This window comes from Streptomyces rimosus, from assembly GCF_008704655.1.
GTDB lineage: Bacteria > Actinomycetota > Actinomycetes > Streptomycetales > Streptomycetaceae > Streptomyces > Streptomyces rimosus.
In genome coordinates this window covers 8,243,728-8,262,648 of sequence record NZ_CP023688.1, presented here as the reverse complement: position 1 = coordinate 8,262,648, position 18,921 = coordinate 8,243,728, and the positions used below count along the sequence as shown (strand labels likewise).

Genomic DNA, 18,921 nt, shown 5'->3' with positions numbered 1-18,921 from the left:
TGGACGGGAAGGGGGCGGCAGGACCGTACGTGGTGCGCCCCGCGCGTACCGGCCGGGAGTGAGATCGTCGTGAACATGCCGTTGCCCGGCTTCGGGGTTCCGGGGCCCGTACGGACCCGGCCCGCGCCCGGCGCCGTGCACATACCCGGCTGGCTGTCCCCGGAGCGGCAGCGGGAGCTGGTGACCGCCTGCCGCGGCTGGGCGCGGGGGCCGGTGCCGATCCGGCACACCCGGCTGCCGCGCGGCGGTGTCATGTCCGTACAGACGGTATGCCTCGGCTGGCACTGGCAGCCGTACGCGTACAAGCGCACCGCCGACGACGTCAACGGCGCCCGGGTCGCCGAGTTCCCCGACTGGCTGGTCCGGCTGGGGCGGGCGGCGCTGGCCGACGCGTACGAGGACGCGACGGCGGGCGAGGGCTACACACCGGACACCGCTCTGATCAATTTCTACGACGGTCAGGCCAGGATGGGCATGCACCAGGACAAGGACGAACGGTCCAGCGCCCCGGTCGTCTCGCTCAGCATCGGCGACACCTGCGTCTTCCGCTTCGGCAACACCGAGTCCCGCAACCGGCCCTACACCGACATCGAGCTGGCCTCCGGCGACCTGTTCGTCTTCGGCGGGCCGTCGCGGTTCGCGTACCACGGGGTGACCAAGGTGCTGCCGGGGACCGGTGACCCCGCGACGGGGCTGACGAGCGGCCGCCTCAACATCACGATGCGGGTCACCGGACTGGAGTAGGCGCCCGGCCCGACGCGGCTGCCCCGGCCCCCGTACCGCCCGCCTGTCCGCCCCTACTGTGCCGTGCCCGCCAGCAGCCACCGGCCGACCGGGACCTCGAAGAGCACCCGGCCCGAAGCCGGCCGGTGCGGGAGGGTCACGTCCCAGTCGTACTTCGCCAGGAAGGCGGCCACCACATCGGGCGGGAAGACGGACGTGGAACCGGTCGGGCTGCCGGTTTCGGCGGGCGCGCGCCATATCCGTGCGCGCCCCTCGGCCACCACCGGCGCCTCCCCGCCCTCCAGGGCCAGCGAGACCCGCGGGTCGTGCGCGGCATTGCGGGCCTTCACCGAGCCGCCGTCCGCGCCGACCCACCAGGTGCCGCGTACGAAGACGAACCAGACCGGCGTGACGTGCGGGGAGCCGTCGGGGCGCAGCGTGCACAGCCAGGCGATCCGCTCGGTGGCCAGGCGTTCGCGGACGGCGGGGGCGAGGTGAGCCGTGGCGGGGGTGAGGTCAGCCGCGGTGGGGCTGCGGTCCGCCCGGGGCGGCCGGTGGTCGTGGGGCTCCTGCGGGTGAAGATCATCCATCGCGTCATTCCATCAGAGGGGCCCGGCGGCCGGTCCGCCCGGTTCCGTACGTACGTCCGCTGCCCGACCGCCCACCTGCCTCGCCCCCGACCGTCCTCCCTGCCCCACTCCCCCTCCAATCCCTCCCCCGCCCCGTCCCCGCGAGGCACACTGGACCTATGTGCCGCAGTATCAAGACGCTCCGCCCGCCGGCCACGCCCGAGGTGACCGAGGACGACATCCGGGCGGCCGCTCTCCAGTACGTCCGCAAGATCTCCGGGTTCCGTGCGCCGGCCGCGCACAACCGGGAGGTGTTCGAGCAGGCCGTGGACGCGGTGGCGGCCGCGACGCACGACCTGCTGGCCGGGCTCCGGGTACGCGGCAGGAGCGGCGCCGCGGCCGCCGGCGGCGGCGGGAGCGGGGGCGCGCGCAGCGCTCAGACCGGCTGATACGGGCGGTTGCGTCGCCTGCCCCTGTCCGGCCGGGCCCCGGTGAGACGCCGCCTCACTTCTTGGATGCCTCGGGCAACTCCAGCACCGCCCGTACCGGCAGGTGATCGCTGGGGAACTGCCCGTCCTCGGAGAAGGTGTCGATCACGGCGCGGTGGGTGCGGACCGACGGCGAGGTGAGGATCCAGTCGATCCGTTCGCCGTCCCGTACCAGCGGCCGGTAGCCGTGGTACGTGGCGTACAGGGTGCTGCGCGACTCGGCGGTGTCCCAGCTGTCCACGAGGGGGCCGCGGGCGAGCATCGTGTCGTAGACGGGGTTGTGGTGGGCGGGGACGTTGAAGTCGCCGGTGACGATGCGCGGCAGCGCCGGGTCGAGCGGGCGCAGCCGGTCGGTGATCAGGGTGGCGGAGCGCTCGCGCGAGTACTGGTTCAGGTGGTCCAGGTGGGTGTTCAGGGCGTAGAACTCGCCGCCGGTCCGCAGGTCGCGGAAGCGTACCCAGGTCGCCATCCGGATGACGGTGTTGCCCCACGTCGCCGAACCGATCAGGTACGGGGTGTCGGACAGCCAGAAGTGGTCGTACTCGACCGGGGCCAGTCGGTGGATGTCGTAGAAGATGGCGGCGAACTCGTCGCGGCTGCCGCCGCCGCGGCCGGTGCCGAGCCAGGCGTAGTCCTCGCCGAGGTCCTCCGCGATGTCCTGGAGCTGGTGGTAGAGCCCCTCCTGCGTACCGAGCAGGTGCGGCTCCGCCCGGTGCAGCAAGTCGCGCATGACCGGGCGGCGTTCGGGCCAGGAGTGGGGCCGCTCGTTCGACGCGTACCGGAGGTTGAACGTCATGGTGCGCAGCCGCCGGTCGCCCCGGGCGGCGTGCGCGGTGCCGCCGCCGTACGCCAGGGCGGGCGTGCCGACGGCCGTCGCCGCGACGGCGCGCAGCGCGGTGCGGCGGCTGAACGGGCTCACGGAGGCGCGGGCGGCGCCCGTGGCCGGTGGCGCGTCCGGGGGGAGGTCCGGTGCCGCGGCGGAGCAGCCCGTCGATCTCGTCATCGCATCTCCAGGGGCCGGTGGCCCGCTACGTCCGCGGGCCGGGTCACCGCAGAGTCTCGGAGACGAGGGTGATGCGGAAGTGGACGGCAGGGAGAGGGGTGAGAAACGCGCTACTTCGCCGCCGGCGCCGGGGTACGGGCAGCGGGCCGCGCGTCCCGTACCCCGGCCGGCTCTTTCGGCGCGCCCCCTCAGCCCCGTGTGCCCGGCCCCCGCCAGTCCGCGTGCCGGATACGGGAGATCTCCCGTACGTCGCCGATCGTCCCCCACTCGTCCTTGCCCAGGCGGGACAGCGGCTTCAGCTTGTCGATCTCCGGGTGGCCGTCGGTCATGACCTCCTGCGACACGACCGCGTGCACCACCCGGCCGAAGACGACGGTGGAGTCGCCGAACCGCACCGTGCTGTGCAGTTCGCATTCGAACGCCACCGGCGAGGCCGCGACCCGCGGCGGCTTGACCCGCAGGCTCGGCTCGGCGGCCACGCCCACCTCGTCGAACTCGCTGACGCCGCGCGGGAAGTCGGTCGCCGTCTCGTTGATCTGCTCGGCGAGCTGTTCCGGCGCGAAGTTGACCACGAACTGCCCGGTCTCCTCGACGTTGCGGAGGGAGTCCTTCCGGCCGACGGCAGAGAACTGCAGGACGGGCGGCGCGACGCAGGCGATGTTGAAGAACGAGTGCGGAGCGAGGTTGGCCACGCCCTCGGCGGAGATGGTGGACACCCAGGCGATGGGCCGCGGGACCACGGACGCGGTGAGCAGCCGGTAGAAGCCCTGGCGGTCGAACTGTTCGGGATCGAAGTCGATACGCATGAAGATCAGTATCCATCCGTGCCGGGGCCCCGGGCGCGGTGGTACGGCACGGAGCGGCCCGGCACCCACCGGGCGCCGCGCTCCTTCCCCCGCCAGGGGCCTTACCGGTCGGTTCTTGTCCTTCGGTCGGCGGCAACCTTCCCGTGTACGGCGGCCACCAAGAGGCGAGCGGTCCTGCGGGCGCGTGCCCGGAGTGCCGCTCACCGTCCGTCCCCCACGAAAGGATTCACTGCAGTGAGCAGTACCGGTCGCCACCGCAGGACCCGCACCTTGACCATCGCCGCCGCCGTCGCCGTGGCCGCCGGCGCGGGAGGGGCCTGGCTGGGGCTCGCCCCGGGTACGGCCGGCGCGGCCTCGCAGACCGTCGTCGTGTCGACCGCCTCGGCCCTCCAGGACGCCGTCGCACACGCCAGGGCCGGCACCACCATCCAGGTGCGCGGCGGTACGTACTACCCGGCCGAGAGCCTCAAGAGCGCCGCCGACGGCACGCCCTCGGCCCGTATCACCCTCACGGCCTACGGCAACGAGAAGGTGCGGATCGACGGATCGAAGCTGCCCGCGGGTTCCTGGCTTGCCGGGATATCCGGTGATTACTGGACCGTTCAGAACCTCACGTTCCAGAAGTCCCCCGCCCATGGATTCGTGGCCACTTCCTCCACCGGTGGCGTCTTCAGGAATCTGGTCACCGCCGACAACGGGAATTCCGGTTTCACGCTGCGCGGCGAGGGCACCAACGACAATCTCGTGCAGAACCTGGACAGCCACGGCAACTTCGACCCGGCCACGCACGGCCAGAACGCCGACGGCATCGCCGTGAAATTCGGTTCGGGCCAAGGCAACCGGATCACCGGGGCACGGCTGTTCAACAACGCGGACGACGGGCTGGACCTGTGGAAGTTCGCGGGTCCGGTCACCATCGAGCACACCTGGGCGTACGGCAACGGCAAGAACCGCTGGAACGACCCGGCCTTCGAGGGCAACGGGAACGGCTTCAAGCTGGGCGGCGGCGGTACGGTCGCCGCGCATGTGGTGAACAACAACGCGGCCTGGGACAACACGCTGCACGGCTTCACCGAGAACAGCAATCCCGGCGCGACCGTGCTCCAGCGCAACACGGCGTACGCCAACAAGGAGGCGGGTTTCTACTTCGCCACCGGCAAGGCCCGGCTGTCGAAGAACCTGGCCGCCGGAAACGGTGACCGGCCGGCGAAGGTGGGTTCCGCCGCCGTGTCGGCCGGGAACACCTGGGACCGCGGGGTGGCGACGCCCCCGTTCCGGTCGACGGACGCCCGTACCGCGTACGGCCCGCGCCGCGCGGACGGCTCCCTCCCGGTGACCACCTTCCTGACCACCGGCGCGCCCATCGGGTCGACCATGAACTGACCGGCGGACGGCGGGCGCGCCCTGATCACGGGCGCGCCCGCGCTCCCGACGGGCTACCGGCCCTCCGCGGGCCGCACGCTCGCGGCCAGCGCCGCCGCCAGCTCGCGCGGCCGGGCGGCGAACGGGGTGTGGCTGCCGGGCAGGGTGCGCACGGTGAAGGGATTGCCGGGCACGGCGCGGTCGGCCTCGGTGATCATCAGGTCCTGTGTGGCCAGCGGCAGGGCCCGGTCGTCGGCGCAGCGCAGGAACACCCGGGGTATCCGGCCCCACCGCCCGGCGGTCAGCTCCACCGGGGATTCCATGATCGCCAAGGGCAGGTCGGTACTCAGCGCCAGGCGCCAGCGGCCGAACCGGTCAGCGGGGGTGTCCTGGTAGTGGGTCTGCCGCAGCTCCTCGATGTACTCGGGGTCGGGGGACAGCGGGTTGATACGGATGGCGCCCAGCGCGTCCGGGTCGCCGAGCGGCAGTCCCCGGCCGAGCGCGGCGGCGTTCTCGGGCGCCGCCACGTAGTCGGAGCCGCGCGGACGGCCGGCGGGCACGAAGGCGGAGAGGTAGACGATCCGGTCGACCAGTTCGGGAGCGCGCTCGGCCGCCAGCGACGCGGGGCCGCCGCCCGCGCTGTGCGCGACGAGCACGACGGTACGGAAACGGCGCACGCTGCGCAGCGTGGTCAGGACGGAGTCGGCGCACTCCTCCATGGTCAAGCTGGCGAGCTGCGACTTCTCGGTGGTCAGGGCGGGTTGGCCGGGGAGGGCGTAGCCCGTGGGTACGGGCGCGTCGAAGCCGTGGCCCGGGAGGTCGACGGCGACGCTCGCGGCGCCGAGTGCGGCGAGCGCGCGCTGGGTGGCTCCCCACTGCCACGAGCTGTGCCAGGCGCCGTGGACGAAGACGAAGACCGTGGTCTCAAGATCGGTGTCGGACATGTCCCCAGCACACCTCGCGTGCGGGCCCTTCATCTACGCTGAGATCTGAGAAGCGGGCCGACGATACTTCTGAGGTATCACCGTGGCATCGCCCGTACGGAAGGAGCCCGTCGTGGAAGCGCGGCACCTGCGGTACGCCCTCGCCCTCGCCGACCACCAGCACTTCGGCCGGGCGGCCGAGGCGCTCGGCATCGCGCAGCCCCCGCTGTCCAAGCAGATCGCCGACCTGGAACGGGAAGTGGGGGCGCGGCTGTTCGACCGTACGCGGCAGGGTGTCTTCCCGACGGCCGCGGGTACGGCGTTCCTCGACCGGGCCCGGCGGGCCCTGGCGGAGATGGCGTCGGCCGTGACCGACGCGCAGCGCGCCGCCCGCGGCGAGACGGGCAGGCTGCGGCTGGGCTTCATCGCCTCGGCCCTGCTCGATCCGCTCCCCGGGGTGCTCGCCCGGTTCGGCCGGGAACGCCCCGACGTGCGGCTGGAGCTGCACGAGATGGCGACCAGCCGGAGCACCGCCGCGTTGGTCGCCGGTGAGCTGGACGTGGCGGTCGGGCTGGGGCGGCCACGCGGCCGGGGGGCGGAGAACCTGACGTCCGTGACCATCGGGCGCGATCACCTGACTGCCGTCGTCAGCACGGCGCACCCCTACGCGGGCCGCCCCTCGGTGAGCGTGGCGCAGCTGCGGCAGCAGCACCTGATCGTGGCGTCCTGCGACGACGAACCGGCCATCGGCATCGCGTTGAGCGCCTTGCTGGGCGAGGACTCGGCGGCCTGTCACGGCGCCACGGTCGCCCGGGACGTGCACACGATCATCAGCCTCGCCGTGTCCGGCGTGGGGGTCGGGCTGGGGCCCTCGCGGATGACGGCGGTCCCGCGCAAGGGCGCCTGGTTCTGCCGGGTGACCCCGCCGGCCCGGCTGCCCGACCTGGTCCTGTCGTTCGCCACGCAGGACCGCTCCCCCGTGCTGGCCGCGTTCCTCGACACCGTCCGCGCGAACTGCCCGGAGGTCGGTGCCGCGCTCGACGACCGGCTGCGGCCGGAAGCGCGGCGGTGTACGCAGCGCCGGCCCGTAGCCGGACGTTAGCGGCCCGTTAGCCGATCAACAGCGGCGCCGCCCAGAGTGGACGGTACGCAAGCAAGGAAGCACGAGGTGCACGTTTTTGCCCACTGCCGCATGGATGCGATCGGATGTGGCCAAAGCCGCGATCGAGTACGTATCGAGTCGGGTCCATGGGGCAGGCGGGTGGGTGCATCACTGATCGTTCTCCCCGGGGCCCGGGGAGAGAGGAGTTGATCGACCATGCGTGGTCTGCGTACCGCTGCCGCCGTTGCCGCCGCCGTCGCCCTCGCCGCCGGAGCGGGTACGGGCGTCGCCTCCGCCGCCGCGCCGGCGGGTGCCGGGGAGTGCCAGCCGGGGACGCTGAAGGCGACCACCACCGACGCGGGCGGCAGCCAGCACGGGATGAGCCACTCGGGCACGTACCTGCGGGTGCAGAACACCGGCAAGGCCGCCTGCGCGATATCCGGTTACCCGGGCCTGGCGCTGGAGGGTGCCGGGCACACCGCGCTGAAGACCACGGTGCGGCACGGCGACACGTACTTCGCCAAGGACCCGGGCGTGCACCGGGTCACCCTGAAGCCGGGCCAAAGCGCCTACGCCGACCTGGTGTGGACGCACACCGGCGCGGGCACCGCGCACGCCAAGAGCCTCCAGATCTCCCCGACGGGCAGCAACGCGCACAGCGTTGTCCCGTTCGATCAGGAGGTGGACAACGGCACGCTGTCCGTGACCGCCTGGTCCGCGAAGCTGCCCACGTCCTGACGTAGTCCGGCCGTACGGGTACGGAGGCCCGGCATCCCCACGCGGATGCCGGGCTCCGGCATGCCATCCCTTCCGTCCCTTCCGTACCGCTGGACGTTCCGGTTCCCGGGCCGCCGGCGTTCGTGCCGCGTTCACAGTGCTGTTCACAAAATCGGTCGCTCACCGGCCATAAATCGATGACAAACAACCGCATTTCGTCAAACCCCATGTGAAATCCTTGTTGAAGACCTGACAAGACCGGTCGGGTGATGGCACTCTCCTCTCGATTCACTCCTGCACCACCGGGCGGCCCGACAGGGCGCGCCCTCCCCCTCATTCGGGCCGCAACCGTACGGCCCGCGCTAGGAGACTGAGTTGAGACGCATGACCTCCACCCCCCGCAAGCACTCCCTCCGTGCCGCCGCCCTGGTCGCCTCCGCCGCCATGGTCGCGGTCGCCTTCCAGACCGGTTCGGCGACCGCCCAGCCCGACGCCGCGACCGGCGCCCTCGCGCTCTCCGGCCAGCAGCGCGTCGCCGCGATCAAGAGCGCCCAGGCGGACGCCGCCGGTACCGCGCAGAAGATCGGCCTCGGCGGCCAGGAGAAGCTGATCGCCCGCGACGTCATCAAGGACGCGGACGGCACGGTGCACACGCGCTACGAGCGCACCTACGAGGGCCTGCCGGTCCTCGGCGGGGACCTGGTCGTACACGAGAAGAAGAACGGCACCCGCACGGTCGACAAGGCGACGCAGGCCGAGATAGCCGTGCCCACCACGGACGCCGCGCAGCCGGCCGCCGCCGCCAAGAAGAGCGCGCTGTCCGCCTCCGCCGCCGAGAAGAACACCAAGGCCGAGGCCAAGAACGCGCCGCGCAAGGTGATCTGGGCCGCCTCCGGCAAGCCGGTCCTCGCGTACGAGACCGTGGTCACCGGCGTCCAGAAGGACGGCACGCCCAGCGAGCTGCACGTCGTCACCGACGCGAAGACCGGCAAGAAGCTCTTCCAGGACGAGACGATCGAGACCGGTACGGGCACCAGCTCGTACAGCGGCACCGTCCCGCTCACCACCACCAAGAGCGGCAGCACCTACAACCTCACCGACGGCGCCCGCGGCGGCCACAAGACGTACGACCTCAACCAGGGCACGTCCGGCACCGGCACGCTCTTCACCGACGCCGACGACAAGTGGGGCGGCGGCCGCCAGACCGCGGCCGTCGACGCGCACTACGGCGCGGCGGTGACCTGGGACTACTACAAGAACGTGCACGGCCGCAACGGCATCCGCAACGACGGCAAGGCCGCCTACTCCCGCGTCCACTACGGCAACAGCTACGTCAACGCGTTCTGGCAGGACTCCTGCTTCTGCATGACGTACGGCGACGGCCAGAACAACAGCAACCCGCTGACCGCGCTGGACGTGGCCGCCCACGAGATGAGCCACGGTGTCACCGCCGCCACCGCCAAGCTCAACTACAGCGGTGAGTCCGGCGGTCTGAACGAGGCGACGTCCGACATCTTCGGCACGGCGGCCGAGTTCTACGCCAACAACGCGGTCGACAAGGGCGACTACCTCATCGGCGAGAAGATCGACATCAACGGTGACGGCACCCCGCTGCGCTACATGGACAAGCCCTCCAAGGACGGCGCGTCCAAGGACTACTGGTCCTCGTCGCTGGGCAACGTGGACGTGCACTACTCCTCGGGCCCGGCCAACCACTGGTTCTACCTGGTGTCCGAGGGCAGCGGCTCGAAGACCATCAACGGCGTGAACTACAACAGCCCGACCTACGACAACTCGAAGGTCACCGGCATCGGCCGCGCCAAGGCCGAGAAGATCTGGTACCGCGCGCTGACCACGTACTTCACCTCCACCACGAAGTACGCGGGCGCCCGCACCGGCACGCTGAAGGCCGCCGCCGACCTGTACGGCGCCAACAGCACCGAGTACAAGACGGTCGCGGCCGCCTGGACCGGGATCAACGTGAAGTAGGCGTCACCCGACGCAGCCTCCGGCGCGCCCCGTCGTCGTCAACGGCCGCGCCGTAGCACCGCACGGCTCCGCCCCGCCGGGATGTCCCGGCGGGGCGGAATGCGTCACGGCCCCGGCCGTGCTCAGGTCACCACACCGGGACGAGGGCCCCGCGCTCCGCGTCCGGCCGCGGACCGAAGATGCGCCGCTCCCCCGCGCTGATCCGTACGTCGTCGATACTGGCCTCCCGCCGCCGCATCAGCCCCTCGCCGGTGAACTCCCACAGCTCGTTGCCGTAGCTGCGCCACCACTGGCCGTCCGCGTCGCGGCACTCGTACTGGAACCGCACCGCGATCCGGTCGTCCTGGTAGGCCCACAGTTCCTTGCGCAGCGCGTAGTCGAGTTCGCGCTCCCACTTCCCGCGGAGGAAGGCCGTGATCTCGGCGCGCCCGGTGAGGAAGGTGCCGCGGTTACGCCAGACCGAGTCCTCTGTGTAGGCGAGCGCGACGTGTTCGGGGTCGCGGGTGTTCCAGGCGTCCTCGGCGGCCTGGACCTTCTTCAGGGCGGCCTCCCGGTCGAACGGCGGGAGTGGGGGACGGGGTGCCATGACGGCCTCCTTGCAGGGGGAACCACACGGAGAACGGCCGTTCTCCGTGCTGTCCGCTACTCTAGAGAACGATCGTTCTCAGGGAAAGCGGGAGGCTTGGTGCAGCAGGAAGAAGCCCGGGTACGGCTGCTGGACGCCGCCGAGGAGCTGTTCTACGCACGGGGCATCCAGGCCGTGGGCATGGACGAGATCCGCGGCGCCTCGGGCGTGTCGCTGAAGCGGCTGTACCAGTCCTTCCCGTCCAAGCACGAGCTGGTGGAGGCGTACCTGCGCCACCGCGACGAGCGCTGGCGCACCGCCCTCGCCGAGTACGTCGACGCGCACGCCGCCGCACCGGAGGACGCGCCGGCCGCCGTCTTCGACTGGCTGCAGACCTGGTTCACCGGGCCCGGCTTCCGCGGCTGCGCCTTCATCAACGCGTACGGGGAGCTGGGCGCCGTGTCGGAGGGCGTGGCCCGCGCCGCGCGCGACCACAAGGACGCCGTGCACGCGTACCTCGTGGACCTCGTACGGAAACTGCCCGTCGGCGCCCCGGAGGCACTGGCCGGACAGTTGGCGCTGCTGCTCGACGGCGCGATCACCACGGCCACGATCAGCGGCGACCCGGACACGGCGCTCCGCGCCCGTGAGGCCGCGGTGGCGCTGGTGGCGGCGGCCGGTCCGGGCGGGACGGAAAGCGGCTGAGGTTCCGTAAAACACACCGGGCAATGCGCCGGCGAACGCCCGCGGAATACCGATCCGCCGCCCGCGTATCCGGAATCGCCCGGCAATTCCTCGCGTGCGCGGGACCCCGGGGAATTCCCGAACAGGTGGGCCCGATGGCCGGACCAGGGCCGATCGCCGCGCCCGAACGGCTCCGGCCGGAAGAGTAACGGCACCGTTCAACGCTTTATGGGTGGTCGTTACACAACCGCCGGATTGCCGCAACAGAAAAGAGCCAACATCATGTTCGCGTGGGCCCGACGCCCGCGCTCCCGCAAGCCACCGACTGGAAACACTGTGCCTTTTCCCCGCCCACGGCCGCCGCTCTCCGCACAGGTACGGACCTGGCTGCCGGCCGTCGCCGGGGCGACGGCGGTCTCCTTGGTGAGCGGTTGCACCGGGACCGGGGAAGCGCGCAGCGCCGGGCCGGCACGGGCCGTCTCGGCCCCCGCGCAGCTGTGGGACGAGCCCCCGCTGCCGCCACGGGACACGGACGGCAAGGGGAGCACGGACACCAGGCCCGCGCCGCTGCACGGGGTGCCCGAGGTGCCGTCGGGGGACATCCACCGGGCGTCGTGGCTGAACATCGTCAAGGCGCAGACCGCCACGGGCGGTGACGGTCAGAGCGGGCCGCAGTTCAACCCGGGCACGCTGCGGGAGATCCGCCGCTGCACCGCCGACCGGCGGCAGCGGCCGAAGTGCCCCGTACGGGCTCCCCGCTACCGGGACCTCGACGGTGACGGGAAGGACGAGCTGATCGTCGGCATAGCGGAGGGTACGGACGACCAGGTGGCCATCTGGGTCTTCACGGTCCGCGACGGAAAGGTCACCCGCATCATGGACGCCACCGCCCGGCCGCTGTCGGTCGAGGTGACCGGCCAGGAGGTGATCCTGCGCGAGCCCAGCGGCTCGGCCGGGTACGAGATGCGCACGGTCTACTCCTGGGACGAGCGCGCGCAGGCCATGGAGCTGCGGGCGATGGAGTTCGACCCGGTGCGGTCCGGCCGCACCGCGCCCGCGCGCCCGAAGGCCGCGCGATGAGCGCCCGTACGGCCCGTGACCGCACGCGCCGGCGGCTGCGCCTGCCGTCCTGGACGGCGACGCTGCGCTGGAAGGCCGCCCTGTTCATCATGGTCATGTGCTGTTTCCTGGCCTCGGTGCTCGGCATCCTCGTCCACGTCCTGGTCAGCCGGCAGACCGAGCACCAGGCCAGGGACGCGGCACTGGTACGGCTGGACTCGGTCGTCGCGTCGTACGTGGCCGGGGAGCCGCTCGGCCGCGACGCGCGCCTGGACCCGCCGGAGCTGCCGCCCGCCCTGCGGGACATGGCACGGCGGGGCGAGCGCGGCACCCAGCTCGGGCAGCGGGACGGCCGCCCGGTCATGTGGGCGGTGGCTCCGGCCGACGGGAAGGCGCTGGCCGTCGGCCAGGACTACGGCCAGCGGGCGGCCGTCATCAGCGGCCTGGACCAGGCCATCATCGGGTCGGCGGCCGTCGCGATCACCCTGACCCTCATCGTCGGCCTGTACGCCACCCGGAGCGTCACCCGGCGTCTGCACCGCACCGCGCAGGTGGCCCGCCGTATCAGCACCGGTGACCTCGACGCCCGGGTGGACGATCCCCGCGCGCAGCGGCCCGAGTACGCCCGGGACGAGACCGCCGCCGTGGCCGCCGCGCTCGACGCGATGGCCGCGAGCCTGCAGAGCAAGCTGCACAGCGAGCAGCGCTTCACCGCCGATGTGGCCCATGAGCTGCGCACCCCGCTGACCGGGCTGCACGCGGCCGCCGAGCTGCTGCCGCCGGGGCGGCCCACCGAGATGGTCCAGGAGCGTGTGCAGGCCATGCGCCGGCTGACCGAGGACCTGCTGGAGATCTCCCGGCTGGACGCGGAGGTGGAGCGCGCCGATCTCGACGTGCACCGGCTCGGGCCGCTGGCCGAGCGCGCCGTACGGGGCACCGGGCAGGAGGCCGAGGTGCGGGTGGTGCGGGACTGCGAGGTGGAGACCGATCAGCGCAGGCTGGAGCGGGTGCTGGGCAACCTCGTCGTCAACGCGCACAAGCACGGCCGTCCGCCGGTGGTCCTGACCGTGGACGGGCCGGTGGTCACGGTCCGCGACCACGGCGACGGCTATCCCGACGAGCTGCTCGCCGAGGGCCCGCAGCGCTTCCGCAGCCGTCCGAAGAACGGCAGGAAGGACGGCGGGCACGGGCTGGGGCTGACGATCGCCGTGGGGCAGGCGCGCGTCCTCGGTACGACCCTGCGCTTCTCGAACGCCCCGGACGGCGGTGCCCTCGCCGAACTCACCGTCCATCCGCCGCGTACGGACCGGCGCGCCGCGGACGGCGGTCCGGCGGCGGAGGACACGGACGGCGCCCGGTCGGCGGAGGACGGTGGCGACGGGCCCGCGTCCCGTGGCGCCGGGGCCCCGTAACGGCTCCCACGCCCCTGTGACGACCCGTCGGCACACCGCCCCCGTACGCGCCGTACGTCGTATGCCGTACGGCCAGCACACCGCCGGGTGACCGCCCGCCGCCCGGACATTGTCCGGAGCGCCGCGACGCCCGCTCCGCTGAGCTGCGCGGTCATCTCCCGGACAATTCCCGGTCAATCGCCTCCCTTGTCCGTCCCGCCACAGGGGGCCACCATCGGCGCGGACGTCCCGCCCCGACCGCACCCGTGACCGGGAGGCCCCGTTGCCATGTCCGCATCCCCCGTGCCTTCGGCCCCGTCCCCGCCGTCCGCCTCCGCCACCGCGACGCGCGCGTCCCGGCGCGCGGCGGCCCGCCAACGCCCGCGCCGTCGCTGGGAGTTATGGCGCTCCCCCGACGGACAGCCCCCGTGGGCGCGCCCCGCCCTGCTCGCGATCGCCGCGCTGGCCGGACTGCTGTACGCGTGGAACATCACCAGCAGCGGCCTGGCCCCGTTCTACTCGACCGCCGCCCGCAGCATGGCCGAGAGCTGGAAGGCGTTCCTCTTCACCGCCTTCGACCCCGGCGCCACCGTCACCCTCGACAAGATCGGCGGCTTCCTGTGGCCGCAGGCCCTCTCCGCCCGCCTCTTCGGCTTCCACGACTGGGCCCTGACCCTGCCGCAGTGCGTCGAGGGCGTCGTCTGCGTGCTGGTCATGTACCGCGTCGTACGGCGCTGGCAGGGCGCCGCCGCCGGTCTCCTGGCGGCCGGCCTCTTCACGCTCACCCCCGTGGCGGCCTCCATGTTCGGCCACGCGATCCCCGACGCGTCCCTGATCATGTGCCTGGTGCTGGCGGTGGACCAGTACCAGCGTGCCGTGCGGGGCGGGCGCCTCGGCGCACTGGTGCTCGCCGGGGTCTGGGTGGGGCTGGGCTTCCAGGCCAAGATGATGCAGGCGTGGCTGATCGTGCCCGCGCTCGCCGTGGGCTACCTGCTCGCGGCGCCGGTCACGCTCCGCAGGCGGCTCGGCCATCTGCTGACCGCCGGGGTGGTCATGGGCGCGGTGTCGCTGTCCTGGGTGCTGCTGATGACGTTCACGCCCAAGGACGTACGCCCGCAGGTGGGCGGCTCCTCGGGCGACAGTGCCTTCTCCATGGTCTTCGACTACAACGGATTCGGCCGGTTCGGGCAGTCGGGCAACGGCGCCACCTTCAGTACGGACGGGACCACGAAGTCCGGTGGCGGCGGCGCCGGGCAGAGCGCCGGGCGCGGCGGCATCGTGGCCTCGGACCCGGAGAACAACCCCGCGCACAAGCTGGTCGGCGAGCGGCTGGTGCGGCAGATCGGCTGGCTTTATCCGCCGGCTCTGCTCGGCCTCGCCTTCGGCCTGTTCCGCAGCCGCGGGCGGCCCCGTACGGACCGGACGCGCGCCGGTTACGTGATGTGGGGCACCTGGCTGCTGACCACGGCGGCGGTGCTGTGCGTCGTACCCGTACCGCACACGGCGTACGTGGCGGGTCTGGCGCCCGCGCTCGCGGCCCTGAGCGCGGCCGGGGCCGTCGCCATGTGGCGCGCGCACCGTGCGGACCGCGGCAGCCGCGCCGCCCGCCTCGCCCTCCCCGTGACCGTCGCGGCGCAGGCGGCCTGGGCCGGGTATCTCGCGGCCGGGCAGGCGGATTTCGCGCCGTGGCTGACGCCGCTCGTCGCGGCGGCCGGGCTGCTCGGGGTCGCGGCGCTGGTGCTCCGGCTCCGGACGCGCCGCCGTCCGCTCGGCGCCCTCGCCCTCGCCGCCGCCTGCCTCGCCACGCTCGCCGCCCCGGCCACCTGGTCGCTGTCCGTACTGAACACGCGGTACGGCGGCTCGTCGTTCGACGCGCACGCGGGGCCGTTCGGCTCCGAGCCCCGGGGCAGCTTCATCCTGAACGTACGGCCGAAAGCGCACTGACCGACCCGGCCCCGCAGGCCACGGAGCCGCTCCCGCGCACATCCCCTGACCCGCCGTCACCTTGTACGCTGGGCCCCAGTTCACGCCGGGTACGCAGACGCCCGTCGAGGGGCCCAGCCAGGGGGCGATGTGCAGCACCTCGGACCGATCACCGGCCAGGAACGGCTGCGCGACCGGGCCGCCCACGCCCTGCGCGCCGCCCTGATCGCCGGTGAACTGCGCCCCGGCACCGTGTACTCCGCCCCCGCGCTCGCCGCCGGGTTCGGGATCTCGGCGACACCCGTACGGGAAGCGATGCTCGACCTCGCGCGCGAGGGCCTGGTCGAGCCGGTGCGCAACAAGGGCTTCCGGGTCACCGAGGTGAGCGAGCGCGATCTGGACCAGTTCGCGGAGATACGGGCCCTGATCGAAGTGCCGACCGTGGGCCGGGTGGCCCGCACGGCCTCCCGCGAGCAACTGGCCGCGCTCCGCCCGCTCGCCGAGGCGATCGTCACCGCCGCGCGGGCCCATGACCTCATCGGCTACCTGGAGGCCGACCGCCGCTTCCACCTGGACCTGCTCGCCCTCTCCGGCAACGCGCGGCTCGTCGAAACCGTCGGTGACCTGCGCAAACGCTCCCGCCTTTACGGTCTGACCGGTCTCGACGAGCGGGGCGAGCTGCTGCCTTCGGCGCAGGAACACCTGGAGCTGCTGGATCTGGCGCTGGCGGGTGACGCCGCGGGAGCACAGGCGTGCATGGCGCGGCACCTCGGGCACGTGAGGTCGCTGTGGGCGCGTACGGCGCCGGGGCGGTGAACGGGGCCTCGCGCGCATCCGGCGCACGGCCCTGAACAGCCCGAGCACCGAAACCCGTACCCGACGGGTTGTCAGTGCAATGTCACATTACTAGGTTACGGGGCGCGCCGCGGCCCGTCGGGCAGTCAACTGCCCACCTCCGCGCGGCAGTTGATGCCGCACGGCTCCGCACCTGCCCCCACACCCTCTACCCAGGAGCAGCCGGTGTTTCCGTTACACACTGTGCGCAAGGGTCTGCTGAGTGCCGTTCTCTCGGTGGGCCTCCTCCTTCCCGCGGCGCAGGCCGCCCACGGCGCGGCGCCCGGCCGGCCGGCGGCCGTCGCACCGGTGGCCGGTCCCACCGGCGGCGCGACGGACCGGCGGCACGACACCGACCGGGCCGACCGGCTGGCCGACGCACCGCGGCCCGCGGCCCGCGACCTGCCGCCCGGCAACGGCCGCGTGCCACGCGGGCGCATCCCCGGCGATCTGTCGGCAAGCACTCACGGCGGCAGCCCCGCGGACACCGCGCCCGCCTGCACCCTCGACGCCCTCACCCGCCTCGGCCCGGAAGCCCTCGCGGACTTCCTCACCGACCCGGCCGTCACCACCGAGGGCTGTCTGCGCGGGCTGATCTGGACCTGGGACGCCCGGCTCGCCCCGGTGATGTCACGGCCGCACGTCCAGGCCGTCGCCCGCCGGATCAGCGCGCTCGCGCCGAGCCACGACGGCACCGACGCCACCCACCTGTACGAGCTGTTCACCTACCTGCACGCGGTCGTCTACCACGACTTCTCGCACGACGAGATCGACGTCACGGACGCCCCGACGGTCGAGGCGATGCGGGCGGCCGTGGCCGCGTACGGGACCGCGTCCCGCACCTTCGAGCCCACCCGGCACAACGCCGAGACGCTGCGCGAAGCCCTCACCACCGCGAGCGCACCGGGCCTGCGCCAGCACCAACTCCCGCTGGTGAGACGGGTACTGGCCACCATGGGCCCCGGCAAGCCGACCGCCACGGACCCGATGTGGGGCGGCGCCGCCCTCGCCGCTCTCACCGTCAACTACCTCGGCGTGTACCCGGGCAACAACGACACGGCCTTCCGGGCCGCGGTGACCGCCGACGCGGCATACCGCGCCGACTTCCGCGCTTTCTCGGGCCACACCCACCTCAAAGGCGCGGCCAACGCCTGGGCGGTGCGCGACGCGCTGGGCGAGTACGGCCGCTTCGGTCAGATCGACGCCCTCAAGCCCGCCATCGTGAGCGATCTCGGCAGTCTGCTCACCGTCGCGGAGTCCAACTTCGGCCGCCGCAGCGCCCCGTGGGCCAGTGTGGCGGGCTGGCTGAACTTCTTCGGCGACTGTGAGCGGCACGGCGTCTGCCGGGCGCAGCTCGAACGCGAGATCTTCCCGTACACCTACCCCTACGACCGGGGCGCCCTGGAGGTGCGCACCGCGCTCGACCGGGCCACCGTCGACCAGCTCTACTACGCGAGCAAGCAGGTCAAGGCGCAGTTCTTCCGGGTGCTCGGCACGGACACGCCGCTGGCCGGCGACACCAACACCACGCTGCACATCCATCTGTACGCCTCGCGCGCCGAGTACGAGATCATGCACCCGCTGCTGACCGGCATGGGCACGAACAACGGCGGCGTCTACATCGAGAACGGCGCCACCTTCTACACCTACCAGCGGCGCGTTCCGCAGGACTCCACGCTCACCCTCGAAGAGCTGTTCCGGCACGAGTACACCCACTACCTCAACGGCCGCTGGGCCGTGCCGGGCAGCTTCGGCGAGGGGCCCTGGTACACCGGTGACCTGACCACCGCGATGGACGAGGGCACCGCCGAGTTCTTCGCCGGGGGCACCCGCGACGACGGGGTGAAGGTGCGCAAATCCCTGGTCAAGGGCGTGATCGCGGACACCGCGAACGGCGGTCCCCGGATGAGCGTGGACCGGCTGCTGCACTCCACGTACGCCGGTGACGGCTTCCGCTTCTACAACTACGCCGGGACGTTCTTCGAGTTCCTCTGGCAGCAGCGCCCTTCGCTGCTCCGGGAGATGTACGGCTACCAGCGCGCCGACGACCCGAAGGGCTTCGACGCGTGGCGGACCCGGCTGGGCGCGGACGCCGGGCTGCAACGCGCGTACGACGCGTTCCTCGACGCCCAGATCCCGCAGGCCGACAACCTGTATGTGCCGAACACCACCTTCACGCCCAACGGGTCGCTGCGGTTCGCCGAGGCGTCCGAGGTCCAGGCGGCCTTCGCCAAGGCCACGTCCTCCACCCCCGCCTGTACGGGCACCGGCGAGCCGGCCGGCCGGTCCCGCTTCACCTGCACCGGCCGGATCACCGCCAACCTCTCCGACGCCCGCGACCCGGACCGGGTCTTCGCCGAGATGTCGGAGACCGTCGACTACTTCCTGCTGGACCGGGCCGGTGCCGCGGCCAACAACCTGGCCGACATGAACTGCTCCTTCGGGGCCGTGGACATCTGGTCCGACGGCCGGGCCGGGAGCGCGTCCTACACCTGCGAGGGACCGCTGCGCAGCTGACAGGACCGGACGGTACGGCGGGGCGCGGTGTGTCGGTGACCGCGCCCCGCCGTACGACGCCGTACGCCGTCGCAGCACGGCCGGCCGACCGGCCGTCGCAGATTTCATACAGCCGTCATCTTCTTCCTCTCGGGCGGACGAGCCGCCGCATGACCACCCGGCATCTCCCGCCTTCACACCACATATCGGGCAGTCCATCTCCCGACATATCGGACCCCTCTCCCGCCGGTCGCGCGTGGTGACGTGCGCTTTTCCCGCCAAGGAAC

The 18,921-nt window shown here is 72.5% G+C and carries 17 protein-coding genes; 12 read left to right on the top strand and 5 right to left on the bottom strand.

Going from position 1 to position 18,921, the window contains the following annotated elements; all coding sequences use genetic code 11:
* Nucleotides 1–75 precede the first annotated feature (75 nt).
* A complete protein-coding gene (locus tag CP984_RS36215; RefSeq protein ID WP_030177827.1) occupies nt 76–744 on the top strand; it encodes an alpha-ketoglutarate-dependent dioxygenase AlkB family protein in 669 nt (222 codons plus the stop codon).
* 53 nt (nt 745–797) lie between these two features.
* Here CP984_RS36215 and CP984_RS36210 read toward each other — a convergent pair whose 3' ends face one another.
* The gene (locus CP984_RS36210; RefSeq protein ID WP_003985867.1) at nt 798–1,313 is read right to left on the bottom strand and encodes a pyridoxamine 5'-phosphate oxidase family protein; all 516 of its coding nucleotides are present in this window, start codon (nt 1,311–1,313) and stop codon (nt 798–800) included.
* A 158-nt stretch (nt 1,314–1,471) separates the two neighbouring features.
* Here CP984_RS36210 and CP984_RS36205 point away from each other — a divergent pair, with 158 nt between their 5' ends.
* Complete coding sequence (locus CP984_RS36205; protein WP_003985866.1) at nt 1,472–1,741, top strand: DUF2277 domain-containing protein; 270 nt, start codon at nt 1,472–1,474, stop codon at nt 1,739–1,741.
* 55 nt (nt 1,742–1,796) lie between these two features.
* Here the strand turns inward: CP984_RS36205 and CP984_RS36200 are convergent, their stop codons facing one another.
* Nucleotides 1,797–2,783, bottom strand: a complete 987-nt coding sequence (locus CP984_RS36200) for an endonuclease/exonuclease/phosphatase family protein (RefSeq protein ID WP_078575183.1) — start codon at nt 2,781–2,783, stop codon at nt 1,797–1,799.
* A 188-nt stretch (nt 2,784–2,971) separates the two neighbouring features.
* Nucleotides 2,972–3,589 (bottom strand): flavin reductase family protein, encoded by a 618-nt coding sequence (locus CP984_RS36195; RefSeq protein WP_030177830.1) that lies wholly within the window; start codon nt 3,587–3,589, stop codon nt 2,972–2,974.
* A 234-nt stretch (nt 3,590–3,823) separates the two neighbouring features.
* On the opposite strand from CP984_RS36195, the gene CP984_RS36190 reads away from it, so the two are divergent.
* Nucleotides 3,824–4,972 carry a right-handed parallel beta-helix repeat-containing protein gene (locus CP984_RS36190; RefSeq protein WP_030177833.1) on the top strand — a complete coding sequence of 383 codons (1,149 nt, stop codon included), beginning with the start codon at nt 3,824–3,826 and terminating at the stop codon, nt 4,970–4,972.
* Between the two features lie 53 nt (nt 4,973–5,025).
* Here the strand turns inward: CP984_RS36190 and CP984_RS36185 are convergent, their stop codons facing one another.
* Nucleotides 5,026–5,895 carry an alpha/beta fold hydrolase gene (locus CP984_RS36185; RefSeq protein ID WP_003986374.1) on the bottom strand — a complete coding sequence of 290 codons (870 nt, stop codon included), beginning with the start codon at nt 5,893–5,895 and terminating at the stop codon, nt 5,026–5,028.
* A 112-nt stretch (nt 5,896–6,007) separates the two neighbouring features.
* Between CP984_RS36185 and CP984_RS36180 the strand changes: the two genes are divergently transcribed.
* The 3 genes from CP984_RS36180 (at nt 6,008) to CP984_RS36170 (ending at nt 9,682) form a co-directional block, all read left to right on the top strand.
* A complete protein-coding gene (locus CP984_RS36180; RefSeq protein WP_030312018.1) occupies nt 6,008–6,976 on the top strand; it encodes a LysR family transcriptional regulator in 969 nt (322 codons plus the stop codon).
* A 216-nt stretch (nt 6,977–7,192) separates the two neighbouring features.
* Entirely contained in the window at nt 7,193–7,714 is a 522-nt protein-coding gene (locus CP984_RS36175) for a DUF4232 domain-containing protein (RefSeq protein WP_003986373.1), read from the top strand.
* Nucleotides 7,715–8,077: 363 nt separating this feature from the next.
* Nucleotides 8,078–9,682, top strand: a complete 1,605-nt coding sequence (locus CP984_RS36170) for a M4 family metallopeptidase (RefSeq protein WP_003986372.1) — start codon at nt 8,078–8,080, stop codon at nt 9,680–9,682.
* A 127-nt stretch (nt 9,683–9,809) separates the two neighbouring features.
* On the opposite strand, the gene CP984_RS36165 is transcribed toward CP984_RS36170, so the two are convergent.
* Nucleotides 9,810–10,268, bottom strand: a complete 459-nt coding sequence (locus CP984_RS36165; protein WP_003986371.1) for a nuclear transport factor 2 family protein — start codon at nt 10,266–10,268, stop codon at nt 9,810–9,812.
* Between the two features lie 99 nt (nt 10,269–10,367).
* On the opposite strand from CP984_RS36165, the gene CP984_RS36160 reads away from it, so the two are divergent.
* The 6 genes from CP984_RS36160 (at nt 10,368) to CP984_RS36135 (ending at nt 18,655) form a co-directional block, all read left to right on the top strand.
* Nucleotides 10,368–10,952, top strand: a complete 585-nt coding sequence (locus CP984_RS36160; protein WP_003986370.1) for a TetR/AcrR family transcriptional regulator — start codon at nt 10,368–10,370, stop codon at nt 10,950–10,952.
* Between the two features lie 402 nt (nt 10,953–11,354).
* Nucleotides 11,355–12,011, top strand: coding sequence for an FG-GAP repeat protein (locus CP984_RS36155; protein ID WP_226048740.1), 657 nt, complete (start codon nt 11,355–11,357; stop codon nt 12,009–12,011).
* A complete protein-coding gene (locus tag CP984_RS36150) occupies nt 12,008–13,402 on the top strand; it encodes a sensor histidine kinase (protein ID WP_003986368.1) in 1,395 nt (464 codons plus the stop codon). The genes CP984_RS36155 and CP984_RS36150 overlap by 4 nt, the downstream gene beginning before the upstream one ends.
* 267 nt (nt 13,403–13,669) lie before the next feature.
* Nucleotides 13,670–15,325: an ArnT family glycosyltransferase gene (locus tag CP984_RS36145; protein WP_078575181.1), complete on the top strand. Its 1,656-nt coding sequence runs from the start codon at nt 13,670–13,672 to the stop codon at nt 15,323–15,325.
* A 129-nt stretch (nt 15,326–15,454) separates the two neighbouring features.
* Nucleotides 15,455–16,120 (top strand): GntR family transcriptional regulator, encoded by a 666-nt coding sequence (locus CP984_RS36140; protein WP_003987478.1) that lies wholly within the window; start codon nt 15,455–15,457, stop codon nt 16,118–16,120.
* A gap of 204 nt (nt 16,121–16,324) precedes the next feature.
* A complete protein-coding gene (locus tag CP984_RS36135) occupies nt 16,325–18,655 on the top strand; it encodes a collagenase (protein WP_030177845.1) in 2,331 nt (776 codons plus the stop codon).
* Nucleotides 18,656–18,921 lie beyond the last annotated feature (266 nt).

Coding starts and splice junctions, on each gene's coding strand:
- CP984_RS36175 (WP_003986373.1), top strand. CDS start 7,193: ATGCGTGGTCTGCGTACCGCTGCCGCCGTTGCCGCCGCCGTCGCCCTC.
- CP984_RS36145 (WP_078575181.1), top strand. CDS start 13,670: ATGTCCGCATCCCCCGTGCCTTCGGCCCCGTCCCCGCCGTCCGCCTCC.
- CP984_RS36170 (WP_003986372.1), top strand. CDS start 8,078: ATGACCTCCACCCCCCGCAAGCACTCCCTCCGTGCCGCCGCCCTGGTC.
- CP984_RS36165 (WP_003986371.1), bottom strand. CDS start 10,268: ATGGCACCCCGTCCCCCACTCCCGCCGTTCGACCGGGAGGCCGCCCTG.
- CP984_RS36215 (WP_030177827.1), top strand. CDS start 76: ATGCCGTTGCCCGGCTTCGGGGTTCCGGGGCCCGTACGGACCCGGCCC.
- CP984_RS36150 (WP_003986368.1), top strand. CDS start 12,008: ATGAGCGCCCGTACGGCCCGTGACCGCACGCGCCGGCGGCTGCGCCTG.
- CP984_RS36205 (WP_003985866.1), top strand. CDS start 1,472: ATGTGCCGCAGTATCAAGACGCTCCGCCCGCCGGCCACGCCCGAGGTG.
- CP984_RS36185 (WP_003986374.1), bottom strand. CDS start 5,895: ATGTCCGACACCGATCTTGAGACCACGGTCTTCGTCTTCGTCCACGGC.
- CP984_RS36210 (WP_003985867.1), bottom strand. CDS start 1,313: ATGGATGATCTTCACCCGCAGGAGCCCCACGACCACCGGCCGCCCCGG.
- CP984_RS36195 (WP_030177830.1), bottom strand. CDS start 3,589: ATGCGTATCGACTTCGATCCCGAACAGTTCGACCGCCAGGGCTTCTAC.
- CP984_RS36200 (WP_078575183.1), bottom strand. CDS start 2,783: ATGACGAGATCGACGGGCTGCTCCGCCGCGGCACCGGACCTCCCCCCG.